Origin of the sequence: Aliiroseovarius sp. F47248L (genome assembly GCF_023016085.1) — a bacterium.
Classification (GTDB): domain Bacteria; phylum Pseudomonadota; class Alphaproteobacteria; order Rhodobacterales; family Rhodobacteraceae; genus Aliiroseovarius.
In genome coordinates this window covers 1,693,928-1,704,558 of sequence record NZ_JALKBF010000001.1, presented here as the reverse complement: position 1 = coordinate 1,704,558, position 10,631 = coordinate 1,693,928, and the positions used below count along the sequence as shown (strand labels likewise).

At 57.5% G+C, this 10,631-nt stretch carries 9 protein-coding genes and 1 tRNA gene; 2 read left to right on the top strand and 8 right to left on the bottom strand.

Annotation, left to right across the window (positions count from 1 at the left end):
- The gene (locus MWU51_RS08475) at positions 1-2,412 is read right to left on the bottom strand and encodes a hypothetical protein (RefSeq protein ID WP_247036350.1); all 2,412 of its coding nucleotides are present in this window, start codon (positions 2,410-2,412) and stop codon (positions 1-3) included.
- A gap of 358 nt (positions 2,413-2,770) precedes the next feature.
- Between MWU51_RS08475 and MWU51_RS08470 the strand changes: the two genes are divergently transcribed.
- Complete coding sequence (locus MWU51_RS08470; protein WP_247036349.1) at positions 2,771-4,723, top strand: hypothetical protein; 1,953 nt, start codon at positions 2,771-2,773, stop codon at positions 4,721-4,723.
- Positions 4,720-5,322, top strand: coding sequence for a hypothetical protein (locus MWU51_RS08465; protein WP_247036348.1), 603 nt, complete (start codon positions 4,720-4,722; stop codon positions 5,320-5,322). Before MWU51_RS08470 ends, MWU51_RS08465 begins: the two co-directional genes overlap by 4 nt.
- 69 nt (positions 5,323-5,391) lie before the next feature.
- On the opposite strand, the gene MWU51_RS08460 is transcribed toward MWU51_RS08465, so the two are convergent.
- The 7 genes from MWU51_RS08460 to plsX all read right to left on the bottom strand — a co-directional run bounded on the left by MWU51_RS08460 (position 5,392) and on the right by plsX (position 10,604).
- Positions 5,392-5,787 (bottom strand): Rid family hydrolase, encoded by a 396-nt coding sequence (locus tag MWU51_RS08460; protein ID WP_247036347.1) that lies wholly within the window; start codon positions 5,785-5,787, stop codon positions 5,392-5,394.
- 88 nt (positions 5,788-5,875) lie between these two features.
- Complete coding sequence (locus MWU51_RS08455; protein WP_247036343.1) at positions 5,876-6,949, bottom strand: 2'-deoxycytidine 5'-triphosphate deaminase; 1,074 nt, start codon at positions 6,947-6,949, stop codon at positions 5,876-5,878.
- A gap of 73 nt (positions 6,950-7,022) precedes the next feature.
- Positions 7,023-7,099, bottom strand: a tRNA-Pro gene (locus MWU51_RS08450).
- Between the two features lie 103 nt (positions 7,100-7,202).
- Positions 7,203-8,069, bottom strand: coding sequence for a MerR family transcriptional regulator (locus MWU51_RS08445; RefSeq protein WP_247036341.1), 867 nt, complete (start codon positions 8,067-8,069; stop codon positions 7,203-7,205).
- 73 nt (positions 8,070-8,142) lie between these two features.
- A complete protein-coding gene (ihfA, locus tag MWU51_RS08440; RefSeq protein ID WP_091432399.1) occupies positions 8,143-8,445 on the bottom strand; it encodes an integration host factor subunit alpha in 303 nt (100 codons plus the stop codon).
- A 99-nt stretch (positions 8,446-8,544) separates the two neighbouring features.
- Positions 8,545-9,519 (bottom strand): beta-ketoacyl-ACP synthase III, encoded by a 975-nt coding sequence (locus tag MWU51_RS08435; protein ID WP_247036339.1) that lies wholly within the window; start codon positions 9,517-9,519, stop codon positions 8,545-8,547.
- On the bottom strand, positions 9,516-10,604 hold the full coding sequence (plsX, locus tag MWU51_RS08430; RefSeq protein ID WP_247036338.1) for a phosphate acyltransferase PlsX: 1,089 nt from the start codon (positions 10,602-10,604) through the stop codon (positions 9,516-9,518). Before plsX ends, MWU51_RS08435 begins: the two co-directional genes overlap by 4 nt.
- Positions 10,605-10,631 lie beyond the last annotated feature (27 nt).

The window sequence follows — 10,631 nt, the reverse complement described above, 5'->3', positions numbered from 1 at the left end:
TCAAAACCGCTTGAGAAAGGCGATCAGCGCGTGCTTGTCGTCATCTTCCAGCTTGGTGCCGAAGTAATGGCCGCGATTGACCACGAAGTCGGGGCATTTGCTCAACTCCAGAAGCGGCTCGATCAGGTCGGCAAAGATTGCGCGGGCCTGTTCGTCGCTGGCATCATCGGGCAGCTCCTTCAGGTTGCGCTTGATCTTGATGATCAGCTTGGCCAGCTCGAAATCATGGCCCAAACGCTCCAGCAGGTCCGCCTGATCCAGCCGGATGTTCAGGTTCGCCAAAAGCCCGACGGGCGTACCCGCGGGGATCGGGCCAAGTTCGATATTGCCGTCCAGATCAAAAAGCCACGGCAGATCATCGCGCAAAGGCGTCAGCAGCTTCACCAGAAAATCGGGTTGAAACCCGCGCGGCACGATCAGATAGCTTTGTTCCGTCGTGCGGTCGATCAGGCCGGGCACCTTGTCGCCCAGCACAGTGTCGCGCAGCCGCTTTTCCGGCCACAGCATCTTGGTGATCCCGTCCTCGAACGCCGCCATCCGCCCGTCGACCGAGGGGTCGTGGTTGTAATACCCCACCGTGTTGTTCAGAAGATAGGGCGCGGTGGACCACAGGCTGATCAGCGACGGCACACGCGTGTAACCGCGCCCGCCCGCCGGCATCTCGTATTCATATTCCTCGCCCGTCTTCGGATGATGCACCTTGATCGTCCCCACAGACGGCAGCGCCTTGTAGGTCGAAGACGAGAAGTTGTCCCAGATATTGCCTGCGATCGCATTGGTGGCCAGCGGGCTGCAGGCGTTGGTTTCCAGCAACGTCACCGGAATGCGCAATTCGCTGGACAGGTAATTGCCATTCAGAAAGTCATCGGCCTGCACGATCTCGCGCATCTGAGCTTTGAAATCATCTGTTCGCGTCAACTCGCCATAACGGTTGAAACACTCCAGATATCCGGAGCCGGAACAGCCGCCCGGCATGGCTTCGTATGCGCTTTCCGGCAGTTTCGACGAATGGCACCCAGCACAGTTTTCCGCAAAGACGATCTTGCCGCGATCCACTTGTTCGGCGTCCTCGGTCAGAAACGCGTCGCCTCCCGGCGCTTCTGCGAGCCGGTCGGGGCGACCTGCTTTCAGGAAATAAAGCGCCGTCAGTGGGGATTGATCTTCTGTCGCTCGCCAAAAAGCCGAGTTTTTCTGCGCGGTCTCGATCTTGATCGGCGTGATGTCTTTTCCGCCCACGATGGGGTTGAAATGGCGGGTCCATTCTTCGCTGAACAATCCGATGTTCAGATAAACGCGGTTGAGCGCCCCAAGCGCGCCGACGGAGTCTGCCCCGTCCTTCAGAACGCGGGGGCTGAAGCTCAGGTCAGGCTCTTCAAAAAACTCGGTCAGGGGGCCTTCGGGCACGTAATCCTGAAACTGCTTGTTGTCCAACTCGCCGCCCTCAAGCCGTTCTTCTCCAAAGCGTCGGGCGACGGCCAGACGTTCCTCAAGCAGATAGATCGCGTTCATGGTGCGCGGGTTGTTGATGTAATCGGGCGACACAAGCGAGGTATCCAGCGTACCGGGCCGCGCCGTATGGATCAGCTGCACCATGTATTGCCGCTTGTCCGGCTTCCAAGCAAAGATCCGGTCGAACCAGAAATACTGTGCGCCCACGGTGGCGTTCAGGTTGCGCATTTCCGGATTTTCCGGGTCGGCGGGCGGGTCAATCGGACTCGGTCCGACATGGCAGAACGCACAGGACATGCCAACCCGATAGGGTCGCACGAGGTCGTCGTCATTATAGTAATCGGGATCGTTGTAAAAGCGTTCGGCGTCCCAGCGTTCTTCGGCGCGTTCGTCAAATTCGGGGTTCGGGAAAAGACGCAGGCCCAGAACGCCCGTGGGCTCTCCGTAGTAGGACCAGATGGGCATGTTGCGCCCGCGCGCGCCAATTTCGACGCCCGGATATTTTTCGGCATTGGCGAAGGGGTCGGGCGTGCAATCGTCGCGCCTTATGTCCAGCCACAGCCCGTGGCGGTCTTCAACCGGGCTGGTTGCCTCGTTGAAACAAGGTTCGTTGATCAGGCCCAAATATTCGAAACGGTTTGACCGTTTGGCGGGCAGGCTGGGATGCGAAGACAGGGTTTTCAGCAGATCAAACTGCCCAAACGTGTCTACGGTCAGCGTGTCCCACAGCAAATCATTGCCGCCGGTCCAAACCATCCACATGTTGCGACCTTTAATCTCGTCAGATGTCAGGGCAATGCCGTTGTCCATATCTGCGAAATAATCTTCGTCCGCTGGGGGGAATGTGGTTTCGTCCCGCCCGACCAGAAGTGCTTCGTCTTTCGGGCCAGAAAAAAGCTGGGCCGATGCTGAGAATGGCATCAACAGACCGGCCAAAACAAACCAAATAACACGGAGTATCATAGCTAAACTCCTCGGTAAGATATTCAAAATAGAATCAATTTTAGGTTTTAAATAATGGGCCTATTCTCGCCTCAGGTCGCTTTTTTTGCAACAGTCGGACAATTTGGGGCAGATTGATCAACCATTTTGGACAATCGCATCCTGTCAATTTTGATGTTTCTGACCGGCGGATTTCGGTCTCTTTTACTTCCCACCAAATGGTCATTTCAGTACACATGAGTAACCCCGTTCCCCCAACCGATCGTGGCTTCTAGTTAGCGGGTCATTGGTGCGAATATGGGATTCTCTGCTAAGTTGTGTTAGTATCGATGCTGTTTCTGGGCGCGTTCCGCAGATCATTTTTCGATTGGATAGTAAGATGCGCTGGTTTCGCCACGGTGTTTCTGCCGTGCTTTTTATCTGGATATTGCTGACCCATGCGTTTGCGCAAAACCTTCCCGACGGGCTGACACTTGGCGATGATCGAATGCGATCGCTGTTAAGTAGTATGTTGGCTGGGCAGTCGGATGTTAACCTGCAGCGGTTCCTGCAAAGACAAGTTGTTTGCACAGATGATCAGGCGTTTGCACGGTTTCTGAATGAACGTGGCATCCGAACATTGGTGACGACAATCCGGTCCGGATCATTGGCTTTGCGTACCGGTCGTTGCACCCTTCTGATCGAAGGTGCGGCGGTCAGGTGGGTCAGAGCGATTCTAGACTCTGCGCGCCCCGAGCCCACGCCTACGCAGACAGACCGTGATGGTCCGGTGATTGAGCCAGTGGCCAATGAATTCACCGCCTCATCGGGGTCGGTCGCCATAGTTGCCGACATCACTGATCCAAGTGGCGTTGCCAGAGCAGATGCAAGCGGGGCAAATTTGGTTCAACGCAATGGGGATCGATTTGAGATCATGATCCGTTTGCCAAACGACTACGCACAAACGCGAGTTGTCATTTCTGCCGAGGATCGTTTGGGCAACCCAAGAACGCGCAGCGTCTTCATCCGCCGTATTCCGGCTTGCGGGCCACCCGACGGGTTAGATGTTGCAATGGCGCGGCAGATCCAGTCTGATCTGAACGCCCTCGGGCTTAATGCAGGTGTTGTCGACGGGCTTATTGGTGGGGGAAGTTGTGGGGCGATCCGGCGGTTCGAGCCAGCACCTGTCAACAACTGGCCCGCCTTGCAAGCGGCACTGGCGCGTGCGCGCATAGGCATCACCGGACGGGTGCAAAGCGATCCGACTGATGCTGAACAATTGGTGATCGTGTCGATTAGCGATCCGCGTGAAACAGCAGCGGTAGAGTGGGTCCGCGTAACAGCCGGGGGCCGTGTCGCTGAAGCGGACCGCCGTGCTCAGGGCCAAGACATACCCTATCACTTCGCGCTCAACCCGGGCGCCGAACTGGACCTTCGTTTTGACGCCCTGGACGGCCGCACACGTGTTCTTGCCCAGACACGTCTGACCCTTCGGCGCATGATGGACATGACGCTTAATCTGGCTTCTGATCACCTGCGGAACGGACGAATTGTGGCCAGCACGGACAGGGTGCAGGTGCAGGTGACCCTGCGCGACCCGTGGCCCGATGCTAGCGTCGAATGGCAGACAAACGATCCCGGCGTGGTCGATCAGCGTCGCTATGAAGAGGTGCCGATTGCGGTCGATCTGCCCATGCCCCGTCCCGGCGATAGCGGCACCGCCACGTTTCTTGCTGTGGATAGGGAAGGTACGATCCGCGCGCGGCAATCGCTCACACTTTTTCGGTTGGCGGACATGCGATTGCAGATTGAAGCCGGTGATCTTGAGGGGAATGTAATTGAGACCGAGGAGCCTGAAGCCAAGATTGTTGTAGATCTTCTGAACGCTTGGCCGGATGCGGAACTGAGCGTCGAGCTGGGTGACGGCACGTCGGAAGTCTGGTCCTATACCGGTGAACGGCGCGCGGTTGCTGTTGCGATGCCGCCTCCAGGTGTGAACCGTCCGCTGGTGATCCGTGTGCACGACGGGGCCGGTGAGGAACGCGACCAACGCGCACTTGCGCTGCGCCGACCAGCCGCTGGTCCGCCATCTTGGCTGGTTCCCGGCATTGTCGGCCTGTTACTGCTTGGCAGTTTCATCTGGCCGCTCAGAGGTTTCAGACCATTTAAGAAAGCGCGGCAGCCAAAGCCCCTAGCGTCGGGGATCATGCCCCACGTGTATGCGGTGCCCGACACCACACCAGATATTTCAGTCGAACCAGATCAGATGCCGACGATCACCCTGACAGTTGATCGGGGTGGACGAACCGATATCACAATCATCCGGGAAGAAGACAGGAGCGATGAGCCATGACCGACAGCATTGAAACGCTGGAAACTGCTATCCCGCCCACCGATTTCAGCAATGTGGTCGACGCCGTCAAATCCGCGCTGAACGAAGGGGAACCGGGCGTGCGTCTTGCCGGAATGGAGTTGGACGCAGGAACTCTGCACAAATCGGTGGCGACTGCCGTTGAAGAGGCGCTGTCGATCTCACTTATCGATACGCTTTTGAAGGCGTGGGAAGGTATGAAGTCTGTGCAGGCTCTGGTGGGGGAAAAAGGCCCGATGGACGGTAAGACACGGGTTGCAGCGCTGTTGAAACACAAACTGAAATCGACGCATACCCCCGAGGTTCGTTTGACCGTTGGTGAGGCGGTCGACTTGCGAAAAATTCGCATACCTGTTGGTTTGACGGTTGAAGTTGCGGGCGTCTCCCTTTCCATCAAGGATCGCCAAATCATCGGAATTGCCGCAGGGCATCTGCAACCTTCGGTCAAAATAAAAGTGGAGAAGGTGACAGTTGTCGAAACGAAGCTGCGCCGCATTGACCTTTCGGATACCGTGGTGCTCAAACGTGCTGATCCCAACACCGCGCCACCGCCGACAGATGAGGTCGCGCAGCAAGTCTGAAAACCAATTCGCGCCTTAAGGTGTACGACGTCGTTGTAGGAGCTGTGGATTGCTAGCTTGCGTCTCCGCTCAGTCGGTGGTGACCGCATCCACTTCGATTTCGACTAGCCATTCAGGGTTCACAAAACGATCTACAGCCATGATCGTATCAACAGGACGAGCGGTCAGGCAGTACAGTTTGCGCGCTTCGATCGCCTCTTTCCAATTGTCGATGTCGGTCAGGATGACCCGAGTGCGCACAATATCCTGAAGGCCGGAACCGGCGTCCTCCAGAGCGGTCTTGATAATTTCAATGCACTGCCTGGTCTGAAGAAACACATCCCCAACGCCGACGGTATTCCCGTTCTGGTCAACCGGTGCGGTGCCACCGACAGCGATAAACGAACCAACGCGAACGGCGCGGCTGAAACCGACAACGGCTTCCATCGGATTTCCGTTCGAGATCAGTTGCCGTTGTTTGGCCAATTCGCGCAATCCCTGAATAAAGTTTTCAGGAACGCTAGCACAAGTCAGCCCACCTGTCCTTTGGTGTCTGGTTGAGTTGGAAAGAGAGCTAGCGAAAATGCTTCGACAGTTTCAACCCTTGCCCCTGATAATTTGACTTGATGTCAGCACCATAAAGCACCTCAGGCACTTCGCTCATCCGTTCATAGACCAGACGTCCGACAACCTGCCCGTGTTCCAGCACAAAAGGTGCCTCGTGACAGCGTACTTCAAGCACGCCGCGCGACCCTGATCCGCCAGCGGCGTCATATCCGAAACCGGGGTCGAAAAAGCCTGCATAGTGCACGCGAAACTCGCCCACCATTGCCAGATAGGGGGCCATTTCGGCGGCGCAATCAGGAGGGATTGCAATCGCCTCGCGGCTGACAAGGATATAGAACGCGCCGGGGTCAAGGATGATGCGCCCGTCTGTTGTGTGTACCTCTTCCCAGTAGTTTGCCGGGTCGTAATGGGCGAGCTTCGACAAATCGACAACGCCCGTATGGCGCTTGGCGCGATATCCCACCAGATCGCCCTTGGCAGGTTTCAGATCAACCGAGAACCCAAGCCCGTCCGAAATCACCGGATCGCCCGACACGATCGGGGAACGTGCGTGCACCGCGCGTAGCTCGTCATCAGTCAGGATCGTCTTGCCTTGCCGAAAGATGATTTGGTTTAGAAGCTGTCCGGGTTGGACCACGACCGAAAAGCTTTGCGGGCACAGTTCGGCATAGAGCGGCCCGTCATAATCTTCCGGCACGCGATCAAATTCGATGCCCTGATCGGTGATCACCCGAGTCATCAGATCGACCCGCCCAATCGAAGATTTGGCGCTGGCCGCCGCTGTCATGCCTTTGGGCAAGCGCAGGTGTTCCATCAGGGGTACGACATAAACGCACCCCTTTTCCAACACCGCGCCGCCAGTCAACGACACTTCGTGCATGGTCAGCTCAACCAGACGTTCAGCGACGGTTGAGGTCTTGCCAGGCAGAAACGAGGCGCGCACGCGATAGGCTGTATCCCCCAACCGCAAGTCCAGCGAAGCCGGTTGGATTTGTTCGTTCAGGATGGGCGAGGATGCCGCGATCCCACCATCGGTAATCATCTGCCGGATCTGCCGATCTGCCAATACGCCGGTCTTCATTTGCGTCCCCCCTTGGATCCGTCACGCGGATACAAAAACACCCGCCCGATGAACGGGCGGGCGGTTTTGAGATTGGTCGGGCTAGCAGGACTCGAACCTGCGACCTTCCGTCCCCCAGACGGACGCGCTACCAGGCTGCGCCATAGCCCGACTGGAGACCTTACATAGTGATTTTCGCAGGCAGGGCAAGCGGGAAACAGCAGGAATTGCATCATTCCGCATTCGAGCAGAGGTCGATCAAACATCGGCGTGCTTACGGTGTTTGTTCGGGGTTGCGGCCCATTTGTGCTGCCAGCGACTCAAGTCGGTCGGCCAGGGCTTGAAGGGCGGCAATACGGGCACCGGTGCCTGTCTGGCGCGTACGCCGCAGGGCGCTAGTCAATGTCGGTGTGGGAGTCGCATCCTGATCGCCGGGATCAGTGGGAATATGGGTGATGTCGATCTTTGGGGCAGGCTCTGGGGGCGCTGCAGCATCAGACGAATCGGAAGAGCCATGAAGGCCCGGAAGCTCTGGCGCCGTTAGGGTTGGTTCGTCCACCGGGTCGTCAGTGGGATGTGAGCTTTCGTCCGGCGTATCCACTTCGCTGCGGGTGAAGTGGGGGTCAGCTTCGCTGTGCTCCACCAACGTGGCGGCTTCGTCTGATGGCTCTGGCTGGGCGTCAGCGACGTCTGGCTGGTCTGGCGCGGGATCTGGCTGCGATGCATCGGAGGCAGTCTCTTCGACCGGTGGTGTGGCGGTGACAGGATCCTCGCTGCGATCTTCATGCGGTCGTTCTTCCGGTGCGGATTTCCCGGCCAGCGGGACAACATTTGACGGCGTGATGTCACGCATCTCGTCACTGTCCAGCGGCGGCGACATTGCCGCAACATGCTTCACACCTTCTTCGCGCAGAAGTTTTTGAACGCCACGGATCGTCATACCATCTTCGTGCAACAGCTTACGGATACCGCCCAGAAGCTCCATGTCATTGGGACGGTAATAGCGTCGCCCACCAGCACGTTTCACGGGTTTAACCTGACTGAAGCGACTTTCCCAGAACCGCAGCACATGGGTCGGCACACCAAGCCATTCGGCCACCTCGCTTATGGTGCGGAAGGCGTCGGGTGACTTCTTATCCATGTCCAGACCTGTCTGTTCTGCTTCTATTATTCATTCAGGCGCAGGTGCGCGCCGGTCGGGTGTTGCGAAGGTGTCAGCGTTTGTTTCCTTCGTCGACCCGGTCTTTCATAAGATGTGACGGACGGAATGTCAGAACCCGACGCGGCGGGATCGGCGCTTCTTCGCCTGTTTTCGGGTTTCGGCCCACGCGGGCGGCCTTGTCGCGCACCGAAAATGTCCCGAACGATGATATTTTCACGCTTTCGCCAGCCACCAAGGCGTCGGAAACATGACCCAATACCGTCTCGACCAACTGCGCGCTTTCGTTGCGCGACAGGCCGACTTCGCGAAACACAGCTTCGCTGAGGTCCATGCGGGTCAAAGTCTTTTCACTCATGTCGTCCCCCTGATTGTTTTCGGGAAGCATGGGTGGTTTGATTTTCCGAGTCAATATCAACGGCTTGTGAAAAGCCGTTCGCACAGGGGTTTAAAGGTATTACCAGCGGATTACGACCGCACCCCACGCCAATCCGCCGCCGATGGCCTCGGTCACGACAAGATCGCCTTGTTTGATCTTACCTTCAGTACAGCCCACGGACAGGGCCAGAGGAATCGATGCGGCCGAGGTGTTGCCGTGGTCCTGCACCGTCAGGATCACGCGATCCATCGGCACGCCCATCTTCTTGGCTGTGCCCTGAATGATGCGAATATTGGCCTGATGTGGCACGATCCAATCCAGATCGTCATCCGTCAGCCCCACCTTTTTCAATGCGGTTTCGGCAGTTTCAGTCAATTTGCCGACGGCCTGACGAAACAGCGGGTTACCCTGCATCCGCAAATGGCCCGAGGTCTGTGTCGTTGACACTCCGCCATCCACATACAGCATCTCGCGCATGCGCCCGTCCGAGTTCAGATCAGCCGACAGGATTCCGCGATCAGTGTTATCTCCGCTGCCCTCTTGGGCTTCCAGCACCAACGCACCAGCGCCGTCGCCAAACAACACGCATGTCGACCTGTCGGTCATGTCCAGTATGCGGGAAAATGTTTCGGCCCCGATCACCAAAATGCGGTCAACTTGTCCGGACATGATCAAAGCGTTGGCATTTGTCAGCGCAAAAACAAAACCCGCGCAGACAGCTTGCACGTCAAATCCAAAGCCGCGTGTCATTCCCAACTCGTTTTGAACCATCGTGGCGACGGACGGGAAAGTTAGATCGGGGGTCGAGGTTGCAACAACGATCGCGTCGATATCATCGATCTTAAGACCTGCCTTTTCTAGCGCAGCACGTGCCGCTTCGGCAGCCATTTGCGACGTGGTTTCCCCTTCGGCGGCAAAATGGCGTCGTTCAATGCCCGAGCGGGTGCGAATCCACTCATCCGAGGTGTCGACGATCTTTTCAAAGTACGAATTTGGGACGACGCGTTGGGGCAGATAATGCCCAACGCCCTTGACCACGGCGCGTTTTGTCATTCTTGCTGCTCACCTTGCCGGCTTTCCGTTGCGACATCTTGGCGTGATGCGTCGCCGGATGCAACCCGGGCGGCAAGCTTCTGGTTGAAGCCGCCCTTGGCCAGCTGAAACGCCAGCCGAACAGCGGCGGAAATCCCCGTCGCATCCGCCGATCCGTGGCTTTTGACAACTGTCCCGTTCAGACCAAGGAACACACCGCCATTGTTGCGGCTCGGGTCCACGCGTTGCCCCATGCGCTTCAGTGGACCCATGGCCAAAACAGCAGCGATCTTTGACAAGATCGTTGCGCCGAATGCCTCGCGCAACAGGCCGGAGATCAACTTGGCGGTGCCTTCGCCGGTTTTTAGCGCGACATTGCCAGTAAAGCCGTCCGTGACAATAACATCGACTTGGTCCGAGGGTAGGTCGACGCCTTCGATAAACCCGACAAAGTCGATCTGCGCGCCATCAGCGGCGTTGGCGATCAACTCGTGTGCCGCCTTCAATTCGTTGCGGCCTTTGTGTTCTTCGGTTCCGACGTTCAGAAGACCAACACGTGGACGGGCAATGCCCAGACCGTTGCGAGCGTAAGACGCGCCCATCATCGCGTATTGCAACAGGTCATCTTCATCCGCGCGGACATCTGCACCGACATCCAGCATCACGTTGAACCCGGACGGGTTGCGCGATGGCCACAGGCAGGCAATGGCGGGGCGGTTTACGCCGGGCAGTTTGCGCAGCCGCACCATTGACAACAGCATCAGGGCACCGGTGTTGCCACAGCTGACCACGACTTCGGCGTCACCATCGCGAACTGCGTCAATTGCTGACCACATCGAGGTCTTCTGACCGTTTCGCATCACCTGACTGGGCTTGTCGTCCATGGTGACAGCTTCGTCGGCATGCCGAATCTCGCAAACGTCAGCCAAATCCTTGTGTCGGGCGACCAGCCCTTCAAGCTCGGTTTTGTTGCCGTGCAGAATGAACCCGATTTCCGGGTTTTTGTCCGCAGACAGCGCAAGACCGGCAACCACGGCTGCCGGTCCAAGATCTCCACCCATGGCGTCGACCGATACAATTGTGCGTTTGGGGGCGTTCATTGTCATTCGTTATCCCATGCTCGGGGATTTTCT

What these genes read in the sequence shown, in the direction of transcription:
- MWU51_RS08475 (WP_247036350.1), bottom strand. Translation starts at nt 2,412, where the DNA reads ATGATACTCCGTGTTATTTGGTTTGTTTTGGCCGGTCTGTTGATGCCA.
- MWU51_RS08470 (WP_247036349.1), top strand. Translation starts at nt 2,771, where the DNA reads ATGCGCTGGTTTCGCCACGGTGTTTCTGCCGTGCTTTTTATCTGGATA.
- MWU51_RS08465 (WP_247036348.1), top strand. Translation starts at nt 4,720, where the DNA reads ATGACCGACAGCATTGAAACGCTGGAAACTGCTATCCCGCCCACCGAT.
- MWU51_RS08455 (WP_247036343.1), bottom strand. Translation starts at nt 6,949, where the DNA reads ATGAAGACCGGCGTATTGGCAGATCGGCAGATCCGGCAGATGATTACC.
- MWU51_RS08445 (WP_247036341.1), bottom strand. Translation starts at nt 8,069, where the DNA reads ATGGATAAGAAGTCACCCGACGCCTTCCGCACCATAAGCGAGGTGGCC.
- ihfA (WP_091432399.1), bottom strand. Translation starts at nt 8,445, where the DNA reads ATGAGTGAAAAGACTTTGACCCGCATGGACCTCAGCGAAGCTGTGTTT.
- MWU51_RS08435 (WP_247036339.1), bottom strand. Translation starts at nt 9,519, where the DNA reads ATGACAAAACGCGCCGTGGTCAAGGGCGTTGGGCATTATCTGCCCCAA.
- plsX (WP_247036338.1), bottom strand. Translation starts at nt 10,604, where the DNA reads ATGACAATGAACGCCCCCAAACGCACAATTGTATCGGTCGACGCCATG.